The following is a 23711-nucleotide window of genomic DNA, read 5'->3' as shown; positions in this document are numbered from 1 at the left end:
GTCGCTGAACAGTGGAGAACTTGATTGCGCTGCTGGTTGCGGCGCCTTTGCTCGGAGCGGTGGTCCTGCTGTGCGGCGGCCGGCGGCTCGACCGTATCGGCCATCTGCTGGGTACGGTCCTCGCGGCCGCGTCCTTCGTCATCGGGGCCGTACTCTTCGTGGACATGCTGGGGAAGGGGGCCGAGGAACGCACCTTCACCCAGCACCTGTTCAGCTGGGTGCCGGTCGAGGGCTTCCAGGCCGACGTGGGCTTCCAGCTCGACCAGCTCTCGATGACGTTCGTCCTGCTGATCTCCGGTGTGGGCACGCTGATCCACATCTATTCGATCGGCTACATGGAGCACGACGAGCGGCGCCGCCGCTTCTTCGGCTACCTGAACCTCTTCGTCGCGGCCATGCTCCTGCTGGTCATCGCCGACAACTACCTGCTGCTGTACGTCGGCTGGGAGGGCGTCGGCCTCGCCTCGTACCTGCTGATCGGCTTCTGGCAGCACAAGCCCAGCGCGGCCACGGCGGCCAAGAAGGCCTTCCTGGTCAACCGGGTCGGCGACATGGGCCTGTCGATCGCGATCATGCTGATGTTCACCACCTTCGGGACCTTCGCCTTCGGCTCGGTGCTGCCGTCGGCGACGGACGCGAGCGAGGGCAAGCTGACGGCCATCGGCCTGATGCTGCTGCTCGCGGCCTGCGGCAAGTCGGCCCAGGTGCCGCTGCAGTCCTGGCTCGGTGACGCGATGGAGGGCCCGACCCCGGTCTCGGCCCTGATCCACGCGGCGACGATGGTGACGGCGGGCGTCTATCTGATCGTCCGGTCCGGCGTGATCTTCAATGCCGCACCGGACGCGCAGACCGCGGTGACCGTGGTGGGCGCGGTGACGCTCCTCTTCGGTGCGATCGTCGGTTGTGCGAAGGACGACATCAAGAAGGCCCTGGCCGGATCGACGATGTCGCAGATCGGCTACATGATCCTGGCGGCGGGCCTCGGCCCGATCGGCTATGTCTTCGCGATCATGCACCTGGTCACGCACGGCTTCTTCAAGGCCGGACTCTTCCTCGGCGCCGGATCGGTCATGCACGGCATGAACGACGAGGTGGACATGAGGAAGTACGGGGCGCTGCGGAAGTACATGCCGATCACGTTCGCCACTTTCGGGCTCGGCTATCTGGCGATCATCGGCTTCCCTGGTCTGTCCGGCTTCTTCTCCAAGGACAAGATCATCGAGGCAGCCTTCGCCAAGGGCGGCACGGAGGGCTGGATCCTGGGCGGTGTCGCACTGCTGGGCGCCGCGATCACGGCCTTCTACATGACCCGCGTGATGCTGATGACCTTCTTCGGCGAGAAGCGCTGGGAGAACGACGCGGACGGCAACCAGCCACACCCGCACGAGTCGCCCCGGTCCATGACGATCCCCATGATCGTCCTGGCCTTCGGGTCGGTCTTCGCCGGTGGCATCTTCGGTGTCGGCGACCGCTTCCTGAAGTGGCTGGAGCCGGTCACCGGCCATGCGGAGGGTGATTCTCCGGTCAGCGCGATGACCGTCACCGCGGCCACCATGGTCGTGCTGGTCATCGGAGTCGGCATCGCCTGGGCGGTGTACGGACGACGTCCCGTCCCCGCAGTCGCCCCGCGCGGTTCGCTGCTCACCCGGGCGGCCCGGCGCGATCTTCTCCAGGACGACTTCAACCATGTGGTCCTGGTCCGCGGCGGCGAGCACCTGACACGTTCGCTGGTGTACGTCGACCACACGCTGGTCGACGGAGTCGTCAACGGCACGGCCGCCTCGGTCGGCGGGCTCTCGGGCCGGCTGCGCAAACTGCAGAACGGCTACGCCCGTACGTACGCGGTCTCGATGTTCGGCGGTGCGGCGATCATCATCGCCGCGACCCTGCTGATGAGGGCGGTCTGATCACGATGTCGTTTCCCCTTCTGACCGCAACAGCCGCGCTGCCGGCGGTGGGCGCCATCGCCACCGCCGCGGTGCCGGCCGCACGGCGCACCGCGGCCAAGTGGCTCGCGCTGCTCGTCTCGCTCGGCACGCTGGTGCTCGGCGCCATCCAGCTCGTACGGTTCGAGCCGGGCGGCGCCCGCTATCAGCTGACCGAATCGCATGCCTGGATCGCGGACTTCGGCGTCCGGTACGAACTGGGCGTGGACGGGATCGGGGTCGCGCTCATCGCGCTGACCGCACTGCTGATGCCGTTCGTGATCCTGGCCGGCTGGCACGACGCCGACCCCCTGGAGACCCACAATTCGCGATGGCGGCCGACGCAGGGCTTCTTCGCCCTGATCCTGGCCGTCGAGGCGATGGTGATCCTCTCCTTCGAGGCGACCGACGTCTTCCTCTTCTACATCCTCTTCGAAGCCATGCTCATCCCGATGTACTTCCTCATCGGCGGCTTCGGGGACCGGGCCCACGCGGGCGGCGACGAGGCAGCGGCGACCCAGCGCTCGTACGCAGCCGTCAAGTTCCTCCTCTACAACCTGGTCGGCGGCCTCATCATGCTGGCCGCGGTGATCGGGCTCTATGTGGTCGCGGGCACCTTCTCGCTCAGCGAGATTGCGGCCGCCCGTGCCAACGGCTCGCTCGACATGGCGACCAACACCGAACGGCTCCTCTTCCTCGGCTTCTTCTTCGCCTTCGCGGTGAAGGCGCCGCTCTGGCCGCTGCACACCTGGCTGCCGAACGCGATGGGCGAGGCGACAGCCCCGGTAGCCGTACTGATCACGGCAGTTGTCGACAAGGTCGGCACGTTCGCGATGCTCCGCTTCTGCCTCCAGCTCTTCCCTGAGGCCAGCAAGTGGGCCACCCCGGTGATCCTGGTGCTCGCGCTGATCAGCATCGTCTACGGCGCACTGCTCGCGGTCGGCCAGCGCGACATCAAGCGTCTGATCGCGTACGCGTCGATCTCGCACTTCGGCTTCATCATTCTGGGCATCTTCGCGATGACCACCCAGGGGCAGTCGGGCGCGACGCTGTACATGGTCAACCACGGGATCTCGACCGCCGCACTGATGCTGGTGGCAGGCTTCCTGATCTCGCGGCGCGGCTCGCGGCTCATCTCCGACTACGGCGGTGTCCAGAAGGTCGCCCCGGTGCTCGCCGGAACCTTCCTGATCGGCGGTCTGGCGACGCTCTCCCTTCCCGGGCTCGCCCCGTTCGTCAGTGAATTCCTGGTCCTGGTCGGCGTGTTCTCCGCGTACCCGGTGGTCGGGATCATCGCGACGGTCGGCATCGTCCTGGCCGCGCTGTACGTCCTGGTCCTCTATCAGCGGACGATGACGGGACCGGTCAAGGAGTCGGTGCGGGGCATGCCGGACCTCAAGGTCCGTGAACTGGCTGTCGTGGTGCCGCTGATCGCGCTCCTCGTCTTCCTCGGCGTCTATCCCAAGCCGCTGACGGAGATCATCAACCCCGCCGTGCAGCACACGATGTCCGACGTACAGAAGCACGACCCGAAGCCCCAGGTGGAGGCCGTCAAGTGAGCGCAGCATCCGTCCACAGCCTGTGGACAATGGGAGCGGATTCCACCGCCAAGATCCCGACGCCCCATATCGAGTACGCACAGCTCTCGCCCGTGCTGATCGTGCTGGGGGCGGCCTGCCTGGGCGTTCTGGTCGAGGCATTCGTTCCGCGCAAGGGCCGTTACTACGCCCAGGTGTTCCTGGCGGTCGTCGCGCTCGTGGCCTCCTTCGCGGCGATCGTCGCGCTGGCGGCCGGCGGGTACGGATCGACCAAGGCGCACATCGCGGCGATGGGCGCCGTCGCGGTCGACGGACCGGCACTCTTCCTGCAGGGCACCATCCTGCTGGCCTCGCTGGTTTCGATCTTCACCTTCGCCGAGCGGCGCCTCGACCCCGAGGCGCACGGCAACCGGGTGGACTCCTTCGCGGCGCAGGCCGCGTCCGTCCCCGGCAGTGAGAGCGAACAGTCCGCGGTCAAAGCCGGGTTCACCACCACCGAGGTGTTCCCGCTCGCGCTCTTCGCGGTCGGCGGCATGCTGGTCTTCCCGGCGGCCAACGACCTCCTGACGCTCTTCATCGCTCTGGAAGTCTTCTCCCTCCCGCTCTACCTCCTGTGCGCCGTCGCCCGCCGCAAGCGGCTGATGTCGCAGGAGGCAGCGGTGAAGTACTTCCTGCTCGGCGCCTTCTCGTCGGCCTTCCTGCTCTTCGGGATCGCCCTGCTCTACGGCTACGCGGGATCCGTCTCGTACGCCAAGATCGCAGCGGTCGTCGAGGGCAGCGTCTCGACCATCGACCCGGCGCTCGCCGACACGATGGGCAATGACGCACTGCTGCTCATCGGCGCCGCGATGATCCTGGCCGGCCTGCTCTTCAAGGTCGGCGCGGTCCCGTTCCACATGTGGACCCCGGACGTCTATCAGGGCGCACCGACCCCGGTCACCGGCTTCATGGCGGCGGCGACGAAGGTGGCCGCGTTCGGCGCGCTGCTCCGTCTGCTGTACGTCGTCCTGCCGGGCCTGCGCTGGGACTGGCGGCCGGTGATGTGGGCGGTGGCGATCGTCACCATGCTGGGCGGCGCGATCGTCGCGATCACCCAGACGGACATCAAGCGGCTCCTCGCGTACTCCTCGATCGCGCACGCCGGGTTCATCCTGGCCGGTGTCATCGCGACGACCCCGGACGGTGTCTCGGCCGTCCTCTTCTACCTCGGCGGCTACTCCTTCGTGACGATCGGCGCCTTCGCCGTCGTCACGCTGGTGCGCGACGCGGGCGGAGAGGCGACGCATCTGTCCAAGTGGGCCGGTCTCGGGCGGCGTTCGCCACTGGTCGCCGCGGTCTTCGCGATCTTCCTGCTCGCCTTCGCCGGTATCCCGCTGACCTCCGGCTTCGCGGGCAAGTTCGCGGTCTTCAAGGCGGCGGCCGAAGGCGGTGCGGGACCGCTGGTCGTGGTCGGTGTGCTCTCGTCCGCGGTCGCCGCGTTCTTCTACATCCGGGTCATCGTCCTGATGTTCTTCAGCGAGCCGAAGGCGGACGGCCCCACGGTCGCCGTCCCGTCCCCGCTGACGATGACGACGATCGGGGTGGGTGTGGCGGTGACGCTGGTTCTCGGTGTCGCGCCGCAGTACTTCCTGGACCTGGCGAACCAGGCGAGCGTCTTCGTCCGGTAGGCAGACCAGTAGGCAGGCAATTAGGCAGGCAGGCGTGACCCTGGGCCCGGCATCTCACTGAGGTGCCGGGCCCAGTGCTTTCCGTACCGCTTCGAGAATGGTGGCGTCGTCCGCACCCAGGTCCCGTGCGGCCGAGGTGAAGTCACGGACCAGAGCGCCGAGCCGGGCAGGATCGGGCCGCGGGGGACCCTCGGGCGGGGCGGCGACCCGGGTGCCCGCGCCGCGACGGGTGCGGATCAGGCCCGTGGCCTCCAGCTCGCGGTAGGCGCGGGCGACGGTGCCGGGGGCCAGGCCCAGATCGGAGGCGAGCTGGCGTACGGTCGGCAGCCGCTCGCCCTCGGGGAGACGGCCCGAGGCGATGAGTGCGGTGAGCTGGGCGCGGATCTGCTCGTACGGGGGGATGTGGCCCGCGGTGTCCACCCGCAGGACCGGTCCGGTGGTCATCGGCGGACCGCCGCCCTCGGCGAGACGACGGTGAAGAAGCACCAGGCCGTGGAGACCAGCGCGACCAGGGCCATGGGCCAGATCAGGTAGGTGGCGACCTGTCCGGGCGCGCCGTCGCAGGTCAGGTCCATCAGTGCGCCGGAGGCGCTGGACGCCACGCCCATCAGCGGCGTCGACACCAGCAGGCCCCAGGCCGCGGTGATCGCCAGCGACCGGTCCCGGCGGGCCTGCTCGTCGCCGGGGCGGCGTGCGATCCGCAGCAGCGACCAGCCGCAGGCGGCCGTTCCGACGGCGAGGGTGGCGAGTATCGGGAGGCCGTAGTGGAGGCCGGGCCAGGGGCCTGCGGCCTCGGTGTGGTCGCCGCAGGAGAAGCTGAGCTGCTCGCCCTCGAAGCCCAGGTGCCCCGGGGACGCGACCGCGGCTGCCGCGGCCAGCAGGACGACGAGGAAGACCGCCTGGAACAGCAGTGCCGCCGTCATGCGCCGCGGCAGGTAGTCGCGCACCCGGCGCGGGGTGAGCACCGCGGTCCGTACCGCCTCCTGAGGGCGGGGCGTCAGCGCGTCGCCGAGGAGTGTGCCGGCGACGGTGCAGAGTCCGAAGGCCGGGATGGCGTACAGGATTCCGGTGTTGAGGTCCCCGAGATTGTGCATCCGTCCTGCCGCGAGGACTCCCGCGCCGATTCCGGCCCAGCGCGCGAACCGCTCGCTGCGGACGCAGGCGACGGCTCTGAGACGGACGGTGTCGAGCATGCGGGACCCCCGGGTCTTGTATCAAGCAGTGAGTACAAGATGAGTCGGTCCGGAGATTGTGTCAACCACTTGATACAAATCGGGTCCGCGCTGTCAGTGGCGGCCCCTATGGTGGCTGGAGTGACGGACGGCAGTAAGAGCACGACGGGGGACAGAGCGATGGGCACGGCGATGGATACGCAGAGCGAGGCGCTGCAGACCCTGCACCGGGTCTTCGGGTACGACGCCTTCCGGGGTGAGCAGGAAGCGGTCATCGAGCAGGTGATCGGCGGCGGAGACGCCGTTGTCCTGATGCCGACCGGTGGCGGCAAGTCCCTCTGCTACCAGATCCCGGCGCTGGTCAGGCCCGGTACGGGCGTGGTCGTCTCGCCCCTGATCGCCCTGATGCAGGACCAGGTGGACGCACTGCGGGCGCTCGGTGTGCGCGCCGGGTTCATCAACTCCACGCTCGACTTCGACCAGCGGCGGACGGTGGAGGCCGAGCTCCTCTCCGGTGAACTCGATCTGCTGTATCTGGCACCGGAGCGGCTGCGCGTCTCGTCGACGCTGGATCTGCTCTCCCGGGCCAAGATCTCGCTCTTCGCGATCGACGAGGCGCACTGTGTCGCCCAGTGGGGTCACGACTTCCGGCCGGATTATCTGGCGCTCTCGCTGCTGGGCGAGCGGTGGCCCGATGTCCCCCGGATCGCGCTCACGGCCACCGCGACGCGGGCCACGCACCAGGAGATCACCCAGCGGCTCGGGATGCCGGACGCCCGGCACTTCGAAGCGGGCTTCGACCGGCCGAACATCCAGTACCGGGTCGTGGCCAAGGCCGATCCCAAGAAGCAGTTGCTCGCCTTCCTGAAGGAGGAGCACGCGGGCGACGCGGGCATCGTGTACTGCCTCTCCCGGGCCTCCGTGGACAAGACCGCCGAGTTCCTCTGCAAGAACGGGATCGAGGCCGTGCCGTACCACGCAGGGCTCGACTCGGGCACGCGCGCCGTCCACCAGTCGCGCTTCCTGCGGGAGGAGGGCCTGGTCGTCGTCGCGACCATCGCCTTCGGGATGGGCATCGACAAGCCCGACGTGCGCTTCGTGGCCCACCTGGACCTGCCGAAGTCGGTCGAGGGGTACTACCAGGAGACCGGCCGCGCGGGGCGCGACGGGCTCCCGTCCACGGCCTGGATGACGTACGGGCTCCAGGATGTCGTCCAGCTGCGGAAGATGATCCAGAGCGGGGACGGGGACGAGGCGTTCCAGCGCCGCGCCGCCGCCCATCTGGAGTCGATGCTCGCGCTCTGCGAGACGGCCGGATGCAGGCGGGCCCAACTGCTCGCCTACTTCGGGCAGAAGGAGGTCGCCTCGTCCTGCGGGAACTGCGACACCTGCCTGACCCCGCCCGAGACCTGGGACGGGACGGTCCCGGCGCAGAAGGTGCTCTCCACGGTGGTGCGTCTGGAGCGGGAGCGGCGGCAGAAGTTCGGGGCGGGTCAGATCATCGACATCCTGATGGGGAAGAAGACGGCGAAGGTCATTCAGTTCGACCACGATCAGCTGTCCGTCTTCGGTATCGGGGAAGACCTGTCGGACACCCAATGGCGGGGCGTGGTGCGGCAGTTGCTCGCCCAGGGGCTGATCGCGGTCGAGGGGGAGTACGGCACGCTCGTACTGACGGACACCAGTGGACAGGTCCTGGGCCGGGAGCGGGAAGTGCGGCTGCGCAAGGAGGCCGAGCGGCCGGCCCGTGTGCGCGGCGACCGGTCGGAGCGGAAGCCGAAGGCGGCGGTCGCCGATCTGCCCGAGGCGGCGGTGCCGGTCTTCGAGGCGCTGCGCGCATGGCGCGGGGCGCAGGCCAAGGAGCTGGGCGTACCGGCGTATGTGATCTTCCACGATGCGACGCTGCGCGAGATCGCGACGCTGCGTCCCGGTTCGCTGGAGTCGCTCGGCACGATCGGCGGCCTCGGGGAGAAGAAGCTGGCGACGTACGGGGAAGGCGTGCTGGGGGTGGTCGGAGAGTTCACGGGGACTGTGCCGGACAGCGGCATCAGCACCAGCACCAGCAGCACCAGCACCAGCACCATCAGTAGCGGCAGGAGCGGGTCGGGGGACTTCGAGCCGCCGGAGGACTTCGGGGACTTCGAGCCGCCGGAGGACTTCGAAGGCTGACCGCCCAGGGGATCAGTTGCTGCTCTCGCTGGACTTGTCCTGCCGTACGTTGCGGAGAACCGCATCCGGGGCCCACTCGCCGCGGATGCGCGAACGCAGCGCCGAGCGGGCGCGCCAGCCGCTGCCGGGAAAGGCGTCGGTCAGATCGACGGCCAGGGCGAACGACGCCAGCAGCCGGCTGCGGCGGTCCGGGAAGGACGCCGCCTCGGCCTGGGCGAAGCGTGTTCTGACCAGGGCCGACCACCCGGCGGCGCCCGCCGGGTGGCGGACGTACGGGAAGATTCCCAGCGCGCGTCGCTTCTCCCGGCGGAGCACACCGTGCTCCACCAGGTCGTCCAGGTAGAGGCCTTCGACAGTGCGGCCCTCGTGGCGCACCCAGCGCCGGGTGCCGGCAGCACCGGAGAAGCGGCTCTTGCCGGGCGGCGGGAGCATGGCCAGCACCCTGGCCAGCCTGCGGTCCTCGGGCGGGAGCGGCATGACCACCGCCACTCGCCCGCGCTCCTCCACTATCCGGCCCTGGAGCTCCAGCTCCGCGAGGGCCGCGCCCGCCATGCCGTACTCCAGGAAGCGGTTCCGGCAGCGTGGCTTGCCCCGGACCGGGTCGAGGGCGAGCAGCAGCAGTTCCTCGGGGAGCGTGAGGTCCGGGGCCGGGTTCATGACACCGCGGGTGCGATCCGGCCGGTGACCTCGCCCAGGCCCACCTTGGTTCCGTCCGGGCCCGGGGCCCAGGCCGTCATCGTGACCACGTCGCCGTCCTCCAGGAACGTCCGCTTGCCCGAGGGAAGTCCGATGGGCTCGGTGCCGTTCCAGGTGAGTTCGAGGAGGGAGCCGCGCTGTTCCTGCGCGGGACCGCTGACCGTCCCCGAGCCGTAGAGGTCGCCCGTGCGGAGCGAGGCGCCGTTGACCGTCATATGGGCCAGCATCTGGGCCGCGGTCCAGTACATCGTCGAGAACGGGGGAGCGGAGACCGTCTCGCCGTTCAGGTCGACCGTGAGGTGCAGGTCCAGGCCGCCCGGGTCGTCCTCGCCGGAGTCGTCCAGATAGGGGAGCAGCTCGAAGTCCCGTGCCGGGGGTGCCACCCGGGCCGCGTCCAGCGCCTCCAGCGGGGTGACCCACGCCGAGACCGAGGTGGCGAAGGACTTGCCGAGGAAGGGGCCGAGCGGCACGTACTCCCAGGCCTGGAGGTCGCGCGCCGACCAGTCGTTGAGCAGCTGCACACCGAAGACGTGGTCGCGGAAGGCGGAGAGCGGCACCGGGCGTCCCTGCTCCGACGGTACGCCGACGACGAAGCCGACCTCCGCCTCGATGTCCAGCTTGACCGAGGGGCCGAAGACCGGCGCCGGGTCGGACGGGGCCTTGCGCTGCCCGGAGGGGCGTACCACCTCGGCTCCGGAGGCCACCACGGTGCCCGACCGGCCGTGGTAACCGATCGGCAGGTGCTTCCAGTTGGGGGTCAGCGCGTCGCCGTCCGGCCGGAAGATCTTGCCGACGTTGGTGGCGTGGTGCTCGCTCGCGTAGAAGTCGACGTAGTCGGCGACCTCGTACGGGAGATGGAGCGTCACCGACGGCAGCGTGTGCAGCAGCGGCTCGATGTCCGGCCGGTGCGCGGGCACCGTGACCCACGCGGTGAGCGCGCGCCGCACGTCGCGCCAGGCCGTGCGGCCCGCCGCGAGAAGGGGGTTGAGCGAAGGCCGGTCGAGGAGCTTCGCATACGGGGATCCCAGCGCCAGGGCGGCCGCGCCCGCGTCCAGGACGTACTCCCCTATACGCACGCCGACCCGTCGGCGGTCCGGAGAATCGGCGGTCGAGAAGACCCCGTACGGGAGGTTGTGCGGGCCGAAGGGATCACCTTCGAGCAGGTCGAGCGGGCTCTGCTCGGGCATGGGGTACTGCCTCGCTTTCCGGATCTCGTTGTCAGACACGTTACGTGGGCAATGGTTGCGGCGTCAGGGTCTAAAGAGTTCGTAATGTCCGGAAATTACACGCCGGAATAGACGATTCCCCCCGTAGCGTCCACTTGGGGAACGGCCGGGGTGGGGCCTGGGGCCTGAGCGGGAACACGTGGCGAGCCGTAACGCTCTGTTCACGCCGGATCGGGACGTGCCCGGTCTGATCGTGAAGATTGGGAACTATCCGCTGCACCACGGTGGAGTCGGTGCGATCCGCAGTCTCGGGCGTCCCGGCGTGCCGATGTACGCGGTGACCGAGGACCGGTGGACACCGGCGGCCCAATCACGGTACCTGGAGCGGGCGTTCGTCTGGCCGACCACCGGCAAGGAGGAGCCCGGGCAGTTGGTCGACGGGCTGCTGAGGATCGGCCGCCGCATCGGCAGGCCGACGGTCCTGATCCCGACCGACGAAGAAGCGGCGGTCCTGATCGCCGAGCACCAGGACGTACTGGCGGGTCCCTTCCTCTTCCCGCGCGTGGAGCCCTCGCTCCCGCGCCGGCTCGCCAGCAAGCAGGGGCCGCACGAGCTGTGCGTCGAGCACGGGGTGGCCTCGCCGGCGGCCTCTTTCCCGGATTCGTACGCCGACATCGAGGAGTTCGCGGCGCACGCCCGCTTCCCTGTCGTCGCCAAGAACCGTGAGGCGTTCGTACGGAGGCGGCAGCCGGCCGTCATCGACACGACCCGCATCCCGGACGCCGGCCATCTGCTGACCCTCGCCAAGCGCTGGGGGGCACTCGGGGGTGATCCTCCAGGAGTACCTGCCGCGCGAGGACGCCGAGGACTGGATCGTGCACGCCTACTTCGGGTCGGAGGCCGAGCCGCTGGCGCTGTTCACCGGGGTCAAGGTGCGGTCCTGGCCGCCGCATGCCGGAATGACCGCACTTGCGTATGTCGTCGACAATCCGGAACTTTCTGCCCTGGCCGCGCAGTTCATCAAGCAGATCGGTTTCAGCGGGGTCGTCGACCTGGACCTCCGGTTCGACCGGCGCGACGGGCAGTACAAGCTGCTCGACTTCAATCCGAGGATGGGGGGCGCAGTTCCGCCTCTTCGAGAACGAGGCGGGGGTGGATGTCGTACGGGCCCAGCATCTGCATCTGACCGGACGCAAGGTGCCAGAGTGGGAGCAGCGGGCGGGGCACCGCTATCTCGTCGAGAACATCGACCTGCCCGCGCCGGCCGCGTACCGGCGCAGCGGATACAGCACCCCGCACGCGCCGGAACGGGCGAGCGGGACGGAGCTCGCGTGGTTCGCGACGGACGACGTCCGGCCGCTGATCACCATGGCGGCGCGACGCGTCGGGCCGGGCCGGGCTTCAAGCATCTGTACCAGCTGTGGCGTTCCACCACGCGCCGCGGTGCGACCGTCAAGTAGGCAAATGGCAACAGCAGTTGAGGGCCGGCCGTGGGCCGACACCCTGGGGAGGGGACTGCACATGATTCGTCCGGTAGCTGTCATCGGGGCGGGGCCCTATGGTCTGTCGACCGCCGCCCATCTGCGGGCCAGGGGCATCCCCGTCCGCGTCTTCGGATCGACCATGGTGAGCTGGCACGAGCGCATGCCCGCCGGGATGATCCTCAAGTCCACACCGATCGCGTCGAACATCGACACGCCCGCGGCGGAACTCTCCGTACCGGGCCTGGCGACGTTCTGGCCCGGCGACCGGGCTCCCACCGTCCCCCACCTGCTCCGTGAGGCGGTCGAGGCACTCGACGCCGGCCGCCCGGGCCGGATCAGGGACGCCCTGTCCCGCCTCCGCAGGGAGTGCCGCTCGATCATGGGCGGCTTCGGCGTCCTGCTCACCGAGACCGACGACGAGATGGAACGCGCCCGCTTCGACAGCGGCGACAAATGACTTGCCGGGCGCCACCCCGACCCGCTCGTATGTACCTCGGCCGTTCGTAAGCACCTCGGCCGGCAGCCGCGCCGCCCGCTGAGAAAGGCCTCCCATTGTCCGCACCGAAGATGCACGCCGACGAGGCGGACATCGACACCGCCCTCGTACGACGTCTGCTCGCAGCCCAGTTCCCGCAGTGGGCGCAGCTCCCGGTCGAGCGGTTCCCCTCCTCCGGGACGGTCAACGCGGTCTACCGGCTCGGTGACGACATGGCCGTACGGCTGCCTCGCATCGCGTCCGGGGTCCCTGATGTCGCGACCGAGCACCGGTGGCTGCCTTACCTCGCCCCGCAGTTGCCGACCGGCATCCCCGCCGTCCTCGGCAAGGGGGTGCCCGGCGATGGCTATCCCTGGCCCTGGACCGTCTGTAGCTGGCTCGACGGTGCCAACCCCGTCGTCGACCGGCTCACCGACCCCGGTCAACTCGCCAAGGAGCTGGCCGAGTTCGTCGCCGCTCTCCAGCGGATCGATCCCGCCGGCGGCCCGCCCGCGTACCGTGGCGGGCCGCTCTCCGAGGTCGACGCCGAGACCCGCGCCGCGATCGCCGAGCTCGACCGCCTCGGCATGGTCGACGCGGCGGCGGCCACGGCCGCCTGGGAGGAGTCGCTCCATGCCCCCGACTGGACGGGTGCGCCCGTCTGGCTGCACTCCGACCTGATGCCCGGCAATCTGCTGACCGCCGACGGCCGCCTCACGGGTGTCATCGACTTCGGCACGATGGGTGTGGGCGACCCGGCCGCCGATCTGATCCCCGCCTGGAACCTTCTCCCGCCCGACGCCCGCACCGCGTTCCGTGACGCGCTCGGGCCCGACGACGCGACCTGGCTGCGCGGGCGCGGCTGGGCCCTGTCGATGTCGCTGATCATGCTGCCGTACTACCGGGACACCAACCCGGCGATGGCGGACAACGGCCGCCACGTCATCGGCCAAGTGCTGCCCGCCTGAAGCCCCTTCAAAGCCCCTTCAAAGCCCCTTGGCCCCGTCGATCCGCTCCCTGAGCAGGTCGGCGTGGCCGTTGTGCCGTGCGTACTCCTCGATCATGTGGAGGAGGACCCAGCGCAGCGACACCGTCCCGAGCCACGGGTTGCGCCCCTCGACGTCCAGGTCGGGCGCGTCCTCCACGAACCGTTCGGCGAAGGCCACTTCGGCGCGCCACGCCTCCCAGGCCTCGGCGACGACGCCGGGATCGGCGACCGCGCCGTCGAAGTCCTCGTCGGGGTTCTCCTCCGTGTGGAAGAGCCGCGGGACGTCCTGCCCGGCCAGCGCCTGCCGGAACCACCGGCGCTCCACGCCCGCCATGTGCCGTACGAGACCGAGCAGCGAGAGCGTGGAGGGCTCGACGGAGCGCAGGGCGAGCTCCTTCTCCAGGCCGGTGCACTTCGTCTCCAGCGTTGTGCGCTGCGCGGCGAGAAAGTCACCGAGCAACTGCCGCTCGTCACCCGTGGTCCGGGGATACAGGCTGCGGTACTGCTCGACGTCGACAAAGAACTCGGCTCTTCTGCTGGCGCTCGTCATGTACGCCATCTTCGGTGCTCAGCCCGTGGCGTGCATGGACATCAGTGCACGCAGGCCGCCCTCGATCTCCTCGATGGGGGCCTCGCCGAGCAGCGCCGCCTGAGCGACGAACCCCTGCGCCAGGGCGATCATGGTCCGGGCCACATGTTCGGCGGGGACGTCGTCCCGCATCAACCCCTGCTTCTGGTACGCCTCGACGACCTTCACCCAGTGCACTCGCATCTCCGCGAAGGTCTCGCGCAGGATGTCGGCCAGCTCCCGGTTGCGCAGGGTCTCGGCCCAGACCTGGATGACCAGGTGGGCATGGTGGCGTGCACCGGTGTCGTTCGGTGGCGACTGCAGGCCGAGGACGCTCCGCATCACCATGCCGATCAGCTCGTCCGGCGAGGGCGCCGGGTTCAGTGCCGCGGCCTCTGCGTACCCCTCGGACACCGAGCGCACCACCTCGGTGGCGATGGCGACGATGATCTCGTCCTTGCCGCGGAAGTAGCGGTAGACCGCCCCGGCCGAGAGCCCGACCTCCTGGAGCACGTCCTGCATGGACGTGGCGTGGAAGCCGTTGCGGGCAAAGCAGCGGGCCGCGCCGTCGAGAATCTGGGCGCGGCGGGCATCGAGGTGTTCCTGGGATACGCGAGCCATGGACCTACCGTAAAGCGAACGTTCGTTCTTGACAACATCCGGGGTCGGGAGGCAGAGTCCTGTCATCAAAAACGAACGATCCTTCGCTATGGAGTGAAGCCGACATGCCCACCACACCGCCCTCCCGCCGCACAATGATCACCGCGCTCGTCCTGATCCCGTTGATCGCCGCCGCCGTCCTCTGCCTCTTCGCCTGGCCCGCCGCCAGGACCGCACCGCGCGACGTGCCGATCGGACTCGCCGGGACCCCGGCGGCCACCGCCGGGCTCCAGCAGAAGCTCGACCGGCAGGGGAGCGCCTTCGAGGTGCACCGTTACGCCGACGACGCCGCGGCCCGCGCCGCGATCAAGCACCGGGACGTGTACGGCGCGGTCGTCGTCACCGCGCAGGGCCCGCACCTGCTGACCGCGTCGGCAGCCAGCCCTGTGGTCGCCCAGCTCCTCCAGAAGGCCGCGGCCGAACTCGCCCCGGCCGGCAGCACCGCGATACCGGTCGCCGACGTGGTGTCCCCGCCCGCCGCTGACCCCCGCGGAACCGCCCTGACCTCCAGCATCCTGCCGCTCGCCATGGCGGGCATGGCCGCCGGAGTGATCGTCACGCTCTTCCGGCTGCGCGGCATACGGGCCGCGGCCGTCCTCGTGGCCGCCTCCGCGCTGGTGGGACTGGCCGCCGCGGCCGTCACGGACAGCTGGCTCGGGGTCTTCGCCGGATCGTGGTGGGCCGAGGCCGGTGTGCTGGGTCTGGCCGTACTGTCGATCGGCGCACTTGTGGCGGGCCTGGCCGCGCTCCTGGGCACCAGGGGCATCGGGATCGGCGCCCTGCTGACCATGCTCGTCGGCAACGCGTTCTCCGGAGCCGGCAGCGCCCCTCAGCTGCTGCCCGAACCGGCGGGAATGATCGGCCAGTTGCTGCCGCCGGGCGCGGCCGCGACCCTGCTGCGCTCCGTCGCGTACTTCGACAGCAGCGCGGCCCTGGTCCCCGCCCTGACGCTCGGGGCGTGGGCCGTGCTCGGACTCGCGGGGGTCATGGTGGGCGGAATGCGGGCACGTCGCGCTGCTGCCACCGCCTCCGGAACCCCGGCGCAGACCCCGCAACTGGAGCCGGTGGGCTGAGAGGCCTCACCCCGCCGTGCGCGGGATCCGTTTCTCCCAGGTCCGGTGGAAGACCACCTCGCCGCCCTCCTTGCAGGTCACCTCGTTCGACGTGATGAAGTCCTGGGCGTCGCAGCTGATTTCGGAGCGCGTCTCCACCCTGACGTCCCAGGACAGGTCGGGGCGGCGCAGGCCCACCGTCCACTCGGATTTCGTACGGGCCGACAGGGGGTCGTCCTCGTTGATCTCGTACGTCTCCAGGGCGTCCTCGGTGAACTCCAGGCCGTCCGGGTAGATCCGGGTGCCGCCGTAGCGCGGGTCCACCTCAAGGCGCCAGTCGCCCGCCGCCACATCGCGGATGATCAGGCGTTCCGGGCGCTGGTCCGGGTTCTCCGGGAAGACCACGGCCAGCGGCTCGGACTGTTCCGGCTCCTCGAAGGCGATGCGGTCGTCCGTCGTGGGGGCGCGGACGGGGAGTTCGAGGGAGCTGGCCGCCGGGTCGAGCGTGAAGCCCTCCGCGTCCGGCTGGGGCCAGATCCAGGGCCAGTACGACGAGGAGACCGCCAGGCGGATCCGGTGTCCTGGCGGGAAGGTGTGGCCGATGCCGTTGAGCTCGAAGGTGACCTCCTCCGTGGCGCCGGGCGTCCAGGGGACGGCCTTGTCGCGGCCGTGCCGGGCGGAGAGGTTCAGGGCGCCCCTGGTCACCAGGGTCGACGAGCCGTCCGTCGCCACATCGCACAGGCGCGCGACGATCTGTCCCGTGGGTGCGTCCGAGCGGATCGTGAGTGTCACCCTCGGGCGGCCCAGGATCTCGATCGGTGCGTACCGGACAGGGAACTCGAAGCACGTCGACTTGGCGTCCTCGTCGCGCTGGTCGGGGGGCAGGTCGGAGTCGTTGCCGAAGGGGAAGAAGCGGCCGGCGTCCAGCCCCGTCTGCTGGGGTGAGTCGACCTTCACCGGGTCGCCCTGGAAGCCGTATCTCTCCGGTGTGACGTGCGGGGACGGCCAGGAGGTGTCGCCGACCCAGCGGCCGGGGAGTGCGGGGTACGTCGTCGCCGGGGGGTGCGATTTGCTGATCCAGGAGCGGAGGAGGGGCTCCGCCATCACGCCCGTCTCCTCGTCCTTCAGCCAGTGGTCCCACCAGCGCAGGGTCTCCTGGAGGAAGCCGATCGCCGGTCCTGGCGGCAGCCCCCGGTCCGGGTACTGGTGCGACCACGGGCCGATCAGGCCGCGTACCCGCGCGGGGTCCAGATGCTCCACAAGACGCAGCACCGTGTCCCGGTACGGGTCGTGCCAGCCGCCCACCGCGAGCACCGACGCCTTGATCGACGAGTAGTCCTCGCAGACGCTGCCGCGCCTCCAGTAGTCGTCACGCGTCTGATGGGCCAGCCACGTATGGATGAACGGGTCCACCGTCTCAAGTCGCTTCAGCCACATCTCCCGCCAGGCGTCGCCGACCTGCGCCGGGTCCGGCGGGCGCGAGACGAAGGCGAGCATGGTCGCCGCCCAGGCGTGCATGTCGACGGCGAGCACCGAGCCGCCCATGTAGTGCACGTCGTTGTCGTAGCGGTCGTCAGCCGAGCAGACCGTGACGATCGCCTTCAGCGGTTCGGGGGCCAGGGCCGCGATCTGGAGTGAGTTGAAGCCGCCCCAGGAGATGCCGAACATGCCCACCTTGCCGGTGCACCAGGGCTGCTCGGCGAGCCACTCGACGACCGCTACCCCGTCCGCCAGCTCCTGCGCGTCGTACTCGTCGCCGGGCATCCCGAGCGAGTTCCCGTGCCCGCGCACATCCACCCGCACGGAGGCGTAGCCGTGGCCCGCGTACCAGGGGTGGCGCTGCCAGTCGCGCGGCGCGGTCCAGTCGCTCAGGCGGTACGGGAGGTATTCGAGCAGCGCGGGCACGGGCTCGGCGCCCGACCCGGCCGGCCGCCAGATCCTCGCGTAGAGGTGCGTGCCGTCGGGGAGCGGGATCCAGACGTCGTCGCGCCGGGTCTCGTACGGGAACTCCGTGCGTATCCGCATCGGTTACCACCTGTCAGTGGACGGGGTGCATGGTGCGCTTCAGCCAGGGCGCGGCCGCGATCACCGCGAGGCCGGTGGCCACCGCGATCGCGCCGTTGACGCCGAAGTACGCGGGGTTCGAGACATGGCCGTAGAGCTTGACGACCTGGGCCTGGATGCCGTTGGCGAGGGCCAGGGAGAGGAACCAGAGCGCCATCGTCTGGCTGGCGAAGGCCTTGGGGGCGAGCTTCGTGGTGGCCGACATCCCGGAGGTCTCCAGGAGGATGTCGCCGAGCCCGAGCAGGAAGTACGAGCCGACGATCCACCAGACCGACATCATCCAGGCGTCGCCGGTGCGGCCGATGGTGGCCGGGACCATGATCAGGAAGGACAGACCACCGAGGATCGTGCCGAAGGCGATCTTGTTGGAGGCGTGCGGCTGGCGCTTGCCCATCCTGACCCAGAGGGCGGCGACCACCGGCGCGAGCGCCACCTCGAAGGCGCCGAGGGCGGAGGCGTACCAGCTGGCCGGGAAGTGGAAGCCGAAGATCACCGTCTGGGCGTTGGACGCGGCGATCAGCATCATCGTCGAGTACGCCTGGAAGAGGATGAAGTTGAAGACGACCGAGGACATGAAGAGGACGATGTACGGGCGCAGCCGCCCGCGCTCCTCGCTCGTGACCTTGGGGCTGCGGAACATCACCGTGAAGTAGATGACCGGCATGACGACCGAGATGACGGTGAGGACGTCGACCGAGCGGTCGATCGTCAGGATGCCGGCCAGGCCGAGGACCGTGCAGAGCGCGGCCACCGCGAGGACCCCGGCGATGATCATGCGGACCGTGCGGCGCATCTTCTCGGGCTCCAGCGCCTGCTCGGCGTGGTCCTTGCGCCCGGCGATGGTCTTCCGGCCGAGTACGTACTGGATCAGACCCAGCGTCATCCCGATCGCGGCCGCCGAGAAGCCCCAGTGCCAGCCCTTGTGGTCGCCAAGCCAGCCGGTGATCAGCGGGCCGAGGAAGGCGCCGATGTTGATGCACATGTAGTAGAGGGCGAAACCGGCGTCCCTGCGCTCGTCGGCGGTGCGGTAGAGCTTGCCGACCAGGGTGGAGACATTGGGCTTCAGCAGGCCGGTGCCCAGCGAGATCAGGCCGAGGCCGATCCAGGTGGCCCCGTTGGTCGGGACCGCCATGGTGTAGTGGCCGCAGGCGATGAGGATGCCGCCCCACAGGACCGCGCGATAGGAACCGAGGATGCGGTCGGCGAGCCAGCCGCCCGCCACGGAGACCAGGTAGACCATGGTTCCGTACGCCGCCGAAACGGAGGCGGCGGTCCCGGGGTCCATCCCCATGCCGTCCTCGCTGACGGCAGCCGTGAAGTAGAGGACGAGAATGGCCTGCATCCCGAGGAACGAGAAACGTTCCCAGATTTCGAGACCCGAAAGGGTCATCAGACCGCGGGGCTGACCGAAGAAGGAGTGGTCGTCACCCGGCTGGGGACCCGGTTGCGGCGCTGTCGGCGGCGGCGGTGCCGTATCGGTTCCGGACAAAAGCCCCACTCCTCGTAGTAGCAGCTTTTCCAGAACATACCGGGCACTATCCGAGTGCGCTCGGGCAGGGCGGGCAGGTGCCCTCTGTGATCGAACAGCGACCGGATACGCTGACTTGAGTGATGGCAGCGACACATCGACAATCCGTGTGATCGTCAGCAGACAGGAGATCCCCTCGTGACCGTCGTCGGGTCGTTCGGACTGAGCGTGCGGGACCAGGCACTTGAGGCCGATGTCCAGGCCGGATTGACGGCTGTCGAGGCGGGACTGCTCGAGGCCACCAAGAGCGAGGTCCCCTTCATCACGGAATCCGCCCAGCACCTCCTGCGGGCGGGCGGCAAACGCTTCCGCCCCCTGCTGGTGATGCTGGCCTCGCAGTTCGGCGACCCCTACGCACCGGGTGTGGTCCCCTCGGCCGTCGTCGTCGAGCTGACGCATCTGGCGACGCTGTACCACGACGACGTGATGGACGAGGCTGACGTACGCCGCGGGGTGGCCAGCGCCAACTCCCGCTGGGGCAACTCGCTCGCCGTCCTGACCGGCGACTTCCTCTTCGCACGCGCCTCGCACATACTGGCCGACCTCGGCCCCGAGGCCGTACGGATCCAGTCCGAGGCCTTCGAGCGGCTGGTCACCGGTCAGATCCTGGAGACCGCGGGGCCGCGCGACGGCCGCGACCCGGTCGACCACTACATGGACGTGCTGTCCGGCAAGACCGGCTCACTGATCGCCGTCTCCGGGCGCTTCGGGGCGATGATGGCCGGCGCCGACGAGGGCGTCGTGGACATCCTCACCCAGTACGGGGAGCGGCTCGGCATCGCCTTCCAGCTGGCCGACGACGTCCTGGACATCGCCAGCGACACCCAGGAGTCGGGCAAGACGCCGGGCACGGACCTGCGCGAGGGCATCCCGACGCTGCCGGTGCTGTATCTGCGCGCCCAGGCCGTGACGTACGGCCGCCCCGATGACCTGGCGCTGGTCGAACTGCTCGACGGAGATCTGAGCGACGACGTACGGCTGCGCGACGCGGTGCTGCGACTGCGGGCCCACCCGGCTCTGGAGCGGGCCCGCCAGGACGCGGTGCGCTACGCGGAAGAGGCGCGGGCGACGCTCGCGCCCCTGCCCGAGGGCTACGCCAAGACCTCCCTGGAGGAGCTGTGCGGTGTCGTGGTGCACCGCGTCGGCTGACGCCGGCCTGTTTGCCCTGGTGGCTCTAGTAGCCGCCTCCGCCGCTGCTTGAGCTGTCGCCCCCGTCCTGCGCCTTGGCGCCCGTCGGGGTCGCGGCGAACCAGGTGCCGCCCACGCCCTGGCCGTGCGCCTCGCGCGGCCTGTCGTCCTTGGCGTACGTGTAGAGCGGCCAGCCCGCGAGGGTCAGCTGCTTGGTGCCGTCGGCGCGCGTGACCGTACCGACGAGGGACTTGTCGACGCCCTGGACGGTGGCCGAGGAGCCGGTGGCGACGGCGGGCGGCCACAGGGCGGCGCAGTCGCCCGTGCAGTTCGATGCCGGTGGCTTCGCGGTGTCCTTGTCGAAGCGGTAGAGCACGAACCCCTTGGCGTTGGTGACGACCGTGCCGACCTTGTCCACCTTGGCTGTGGAGAGGTCGGTCGAGGACGAGGAAGACGAGGACGACGAGGACGACGAGGAGGTCGTCGGGGTCTTGGGCGTGGAACCGGAGCCCGATCCGCTGTCGCAGCCGGTGGCTGCGAGGGCGAATCCGGCGACCGCGGTGACGGCGTAGATGCCGATGCGACGGCTGTTCCTGCTGGTGAGCATGGCGTTTCCCCCTTAGTGGTGCCGTACTGCTCTCACTGGGAAGTACGGATTCCGGGGCCTGTCCATTCACTGTGAGCCAGGTCACAATATTGGATTGAGTCCAGGGTGAGATTGGATCCGTACCCATGCACAGAAGCTGACGCAGGGGGCGTCGGCGCAGGTACGGGGAGATTTTGTGATGAAGCGGACCAAGGTCATCGTTATCGGTACGACCGCCGTCGCCGCAGCGGCGGGCATCGCCTTCGCCGTTCTGCCGGCCTCGGCGGACAGCGGGAACGCAGGCAACGCGGGGCACGCGGGGCATCAGGGACACGGCGCGGCGGTCGCCGTGGAGAGCGACACCGGCAGCAGCGGCGGTGCCCTCTTCGTCGCCTCGATGCGCGGTGCCAACGAGATCCCGGTGAAGGACAAGCCCGCCGTCGGCGACCCGGACGGGACAGCGCTGGAGTTGATCCAGGTCAAGGGCGACCAGGTCTCGGTCACCGTGAACTGGCGGGCCACCGGCCGGCCGACCATGCTCCACATCCACCAGGGCGCCCGCGGGACCAACGGCGACGTGAAGATCGACTTCAGCGGGCTGCTCGCGCACTCACGCGACCAGCGGGTCACCGGCACGGTCCAGGTCACGGACGCGAAGCTGCTGGACGCGCTCAAGACCGACCCGGCGAGCTTCTACGCCAACCTGCACACCGAGGAGTTCCCCGGCGGGGCCGTCCGCGGCCAGCTGCACGCGGTCACCCGGACGTCCGACTTCCTGAACGCCACGGCCGGCTTCCAGGCCTCGGTGGTCCAGGGACAGCAGATCTACGAGTGCAAGAAGGGCGACGACGGGAAGTTCGCCTTCCTGCAGCGCGATGTACGGGCCACGCTCGCCGGGGACATCCAGCACTTCTTCACCGCGCCCAACTCGGGCGTCCCGTCCTGGCACGCCCAGGACGGCAGCGCCGTCACCGGCGCGGTGATCAGCAAGACGCCCAACGGGGAGCGGAACATCGCGGAGCTGGACCTCAAGGCGGCCCAGGCGGGCAGCGCGAACGGCCTGCTCTCCCGTACGGCCGAGATCTTCCGGCTGAACACGGTGGGCGGCGTCGCGCCGACGGGCACATGCGACCCGGGGGCGGTCGTGGGCGTTCCGTACTTCGCGGACTACGTCTTCGTCCCGCGGTAACCGGACCGGGGCACGGGCCGGCGCGACCCCTACGGGACGGGGGAGCGCCGGCCTCTCCGTGTCATCCCATAGCAGTACGCGGAGTTGCTCCCGGGGTCTGACGCTTTCCCGTGGCCGATTTGGTCGGATAGGGAGCACCACACCACACCAATTCAGGTGAGAATGGCGGCGAGGGGTGGACGAGTGCAACCGGACGGAGCGCCGCCGACCACGGAGGGCACACATGGCACCGAACGACAGCGCAGAGGCCACGGAAGAGGCCAGGGATCTGGTGGCGGGGCGCCGGAAGGCGGCACGCTATCTCGTCCCGGTCGCGATCGCCGGAGTGGCGGCGGCGACCATCGGCCTCGTCCCGGCGCTCGCCAGCTCGGGTGACCCCGATCTGCCGAAGATCACCGCACAGGAACTCATCGCGAAGATCGCCGCGTCGGACACCCAGCAGCTGTCCGGCACGGTCAAGGTCAGCACGGACCTGGGTCTGCCGTCGCTGGGCGGCATGACGAGCTCCTTCGCACCGGGCGGCGCATCCGGCGGGGGCGAGGGCGGCTCGGCCTCGCCGACTTCGAAGCTGACCGAACTCGCCACCGGTACGCACACCTTGCGTGTCGCCGCCGACGGCCCCGACCGGCAGAAGGTCTCCATCCTGGAGAACGCGGCCGAGTACAGCCTGATCCACAACGGCTCGCAGATCTGGGGCTACGACTCCAAGTCCAACGAGGCGTTCCACGCGACGACGGGGAAGTCCACGGGGAAGTCCACGGCGAAGCCCGAGAAGAGCGCGGGCGCCGACATGACCCCGAAGGCCCTGGCCGACGAGGCGCTGAAGGCCGCGGACGCGACGACGTCGGTGACGGTGGACGGTACGGCGCAGGTAGCCGGCCGGGACGCGTACCAACTCCTCATCAAGCCCAAGCAGTCGGGCACGACGGTCGGGTCGATCCGGGTCGCGGTCGACGCGAAGAACGGCACACCGCTGAAGTTCACGCTCATCCCGAGCGGGGGCGGCAAGGCGGTGGTCGACGCGGGCTTCACCAAGGTGGACTTCTCGAAGCCGTCGGCCTCGACGTTCAACTTCACACCGCCCAAGGGCGCGAAGGTGACGGAGGGGGACACGCCGAAGGCGGAGAGCGGCGCGGACCTGGGGAAGGGCCTGGACAAGGGCCTGGACAAGGGCAAGGGCCACGACAACGGCATGAAGGTGATCGGCAAGGGCTGGACGTCGATCGCGGCGTTCGACACGGGCGGCAAGGGCCTGGACGCCGGTGGTCCTGCGGAGAAGGGCAAGGGCGGGGCCGGTCCTGACGCGCAGAAGTTCCTGGACTCGCTGGGCGACAAGGTGTCGGGGACGTTCGGGTCGGGCACGGTGTTCCATACGCGACTGATCAACGCGCTGATGACGGACGACGGCAAGGTCTACGTCGGCGCGGTGGACAAGGCGGCGCTGGTCGCGGCGGCGAACGCTGCCAAGTAGGCCGACAGGTCGGCCCGGGGCGAGCACCCCGGGCCCCGCTTGTCCTCAATCGCCGGACGGGCTTGAATTTGCCTGGCGTGGGCTCGATTTGCTCGGGATGTGCCCGCGCGATGAAGCCCAGGCGGGGAAAATCAGCCCGTCCGGCGATTGAGGACCGGGGTCCGGGGCGGAGCCCCGGGGAGGGG

General features: G+C 69.7%; 18 protein-coding genes and 2 pseudogenes. 11 read left to right on the top strand and 9 right to left on the bottom strand.

All coding sequences use genetic code 11. The features are described 5' to 3' along the window. Positions 1-11 precede the first annotated feature (11 nt). From nuoL to nuoN, 3 genes are read left to right on the top strand one after another with little or no spacing between them, the layout of a single operon-like run. A complete protein-coding gene (gene nuoL / locus J0695_RS10150; protein WP_206961566.1) occupies positions 12-1907 on the top strand; it encodes an NADH-quinone oxidoreductase subunit L in 1896 nt (631 codons plus the stop codon). Between the two features lie 5 nt (positions 1908-1912). Next, on the top strand, positions 1913-3484 hold the full coding sequence (locus J0695_RS10145) for an NADH-quinone oxidoreductase subunit M (RefSeq protein WP_206961565.1): 1572 nt from the start codon (positions 1913-1915) through the stop codon (positions 3482-3484). Next, entirely contained in the window at positions 3481-5130 is a 1650-nt protein-coding gene (nuoN, locus tag J0695_RS10140; RefSeq protein WP_206961564.1) for an NADH-quinone oxidoreductase subunit NuoN, read from the top strand. Before J0695_RS10145 ends, nuoN begins: the two co-directional genes overlap by 4 nt. 54 nt (positions 5131-5184) lie before the next feature. Here nuoN and J0695_RS10135 read toward each other — a convergent pair whose 3' ends face one another. Together J0695_RS10135 and J0695_RS10130 are read right to left on the bottom strand one after the other, a co-directional pair. Further along, complete coding sequence (locus J0695_RS10135) at positions 5185-5574, bottom strand: GntR family transcriptional regulator (RefSeq protein ID WP_206961563.1); 390 nt, start codon at positions 5572-5574, stop codon at positions 5185-5187. Further along, on the bottom strand, positions 5571-6323 hold the full coding sequence (locus tag J0695_RS10130) for a hypothetical protein (protein WP_206961562.1): 753 nt from the start codon (positions 6321-6323) through the stop codon (positions 5571-5573). The genes J0695_RS10135 and J0695_RS10130 overlap by 4 nt, the downstream gene beginning before the upstream one ends. A gap of 159 nt (positions 6324-6482) precedes the next feature. Here J0695_RS10130 and recQ point away from each other — a divergent pair, with 159 nt between their 5' ends. Beyond that, on the top strand, positions 6483-8471 hold the full coding sequence (gene recQ, locus J0695_RS10125) for a DNA helicase RecQ (protein WP_206961580.1): 1989 nt from the start codon (positions 6483-6485) through the stop codon (positions 8469-8471). 12 nt (positions 8472-8483) lie between these two features. Here recQ and J0695_RS10120 read toward each other — a convergent pair whose 3' ends face one another. Further along, on the bottom strand, positions 8484-9128 hold the full coding sequence (locus tag J0695_RS10120; RefSeq protein ID WP_206961561.1) for a GOLPH3/VPS74 family protein: 645 nt from the start codon (positions 9126-9128) through the stop codon (positions 8484-8486). After that, on the bottom strand, positions 9125-10354 hold the full coding sequence (fahA, locus tag J0695_RS10115; RefSeq protein WP_206961560.1) for a fumarylacetoacetase: 1230 nt from the start codon (positions 10352-10354) through the stop codon (positions 9125-9127). The genes J0695_RS10120 and fahA overlap by 4 nt, the downstream gene beginning before the upstream one ends. Before the next feature lie 196 nt (positions 10355-10550). On the opposite strand from fahA, the pseudogene J0695_RS10110 reads away from it, so the two are divergent. From J0695_RS10110 to J0695_RS10100, 3 genes and pseudogenes are all read left to right on the top strand, one after another. Continuing rightward, a pseudogene (locus J0695_RS10110) lies at positions 10551-11793 on the top strand (carboxylate--amine ligase). Positions 11794-11854: 61 nt separating this feature from the next. Continuing rightward, positions 11855-12034 (top strand): annotated as a pseudogene (locus J0695_RS10105) (NAD(P)-binding protein); the annotation flags it as partial. Between the two features lie 350 nt (positions 12035-12384). Next, positions 12385-13260 carry an aminoglycoside phosphotransferase family protein gene (locus J0695_RS10100; protein WP_206961579.1) on the top strand — a complete coding sequence of 292 codons (876 nt, stop codon included), beginning with the start codon at positions 12385-12387 and terminating at the stop codon, positions 13258-13260. A gap of 18 nt (positions 13261-13278) precedes the next feature. Here the strand turns inward: J0695_RS10100 and J0695_RS10095 are convergent, their stop codons facing one another. Together J0695_RS10095 and J0695_RS10090 are read right to left on the bottom strand one after the other, a co-directional pair. Next, the gene (locus tag J0695_RS10095) at positions 13279-13830 is read right to left on the bottom strand and encodes a DinB family protein (protein ID WP_206961559.1); all 552 of its coding nucleotides are present in this window, start codon (positions 13828-13830) and stop codon (positions 13279-13281) included. Between the two features lie 18 nt (positions 13831-13848). Further along, a complete protein-coding gene (locus J0695_RS10090) occupies positions 13849-14469 on the bottom strand; it encodes a TetR/AcrR family transcriptional regulator (RefSeq protein WP_206961558.1) in 621 nt (206 codons plus the stop codon). 104 nt (positions 14470-14573) lie between these two features. Between J0695_RS10090 and J0695_RS10085 the strand changes: the two genes are divergently transcribed. Then, on the top strand, positions 14574-15581 hold the full coding sequence (locus tag J0695_RS10085) for an ABC transporter permease (RefSeq protein ID WP_206961557.1): 1008 nt from the start codon (positions 14574-14576) through the stop codon (positions 15579-15581). A 6-nt stretch (positions 15582-15587) separates the two neighbouring features. Here the strand turns inward: J0695_RS10085 and J0695_RS10080 are convergent, their stop codons facing one another. Further along, positions 15588-17585, bottom strand: coding sequence for a CocE/NonD family hydrolase (locus tag J0695_RS10080; RefSeq protein ID WP_206961556.1), 1998 nt, complete (start codon positions 17583-17585; stop codon positions 15588-15590). 13 nt (positions 17586-17598) lie between these two features. After that, on the bottom strand, positions 17599-19113 hold the full coding sequence (locus tag J0695_RS10075) for a peptide MFS transporter (protein ID WP_242552457.1): 1515 nt from the start codon (positions 19111-19113) through the stop codon (positions 17599-17601). A 177-nt stretch (positions 19114-19290) separates the two neighbouring features. On the opposite strand from J0695_RS10075, the gene J0695_RS10070 reads away from it, so the two are divergent. Then, the gene (locus J0695_RS10070) at positions 19291-20301 is read left to right on the top strand and encodes a polyprenyl synthetase family protein (RefSeq protein ID WP_206961554.1); all 1011 of its coding nucleotides are present in this window, start codon (positions 19291-19293) and stop codon (positions 20299-20301) included. Between the two features lie 25 nt (positions 20302-20326). Here J0695_RS10070 and J0695_RS10065 read toward each other — a convergent pair whose 3' ends face one another. Next, positions 20327-20887 (bottom strand): hypothetical protein, encoded by a 561-nt coding sequence (locus tag J0695_RS10065; RefSeq protein WP_206961553.1) that lies wholly within the window; start codon positions 20885-20887, stop codon positions 20327-20329. 178 nt (positions 20888-21065) lie between these two features. On the opposite strand from J0695_RS10065, the gene J0695_RS10060 reads away from it, so the two are divergent. Both J0695_RS10060 and J0695_RS10055 read left to right on the top strand, forming a co-directional pair. Next, the gene (locus tag J0695_RS10060; protein ID WP_206961552.1) at positions 21066-22055 is read left to right on the top strand and encodes a CHRD domain-containing protein; all 990 of its coding nucleotides are present in this window, start codon (positions 21066-21068) and stop codon (positions 22053-22055) included. Positions 22056-22278: 223 nt separating this feature from the next. Next, complete coding sequence (locus tag J0695_RS10055) at positions 22279-23526, top strand: LolA family protein (protein ID WP_206961551.1); 1248 nt, start codon at positions 22279-22281, stop codon at positions 23524-23526. Positions 23527-23711: the final 185 nt, after the last annotated feature.

It is taken from the genome of Streptomyces beijiangensis, from assembly GCF_017315755.1.
GTDB classification, from domain to species: Bacteria; Actinomycetota; Actinomycetes; order Streptomycetales; family Streptomycetaceae; genus Streptomyces; species Streptomyces beijiangensis.
This window is presented reverse-complemented; position numbering and strand designations above follow the sequence as displayed.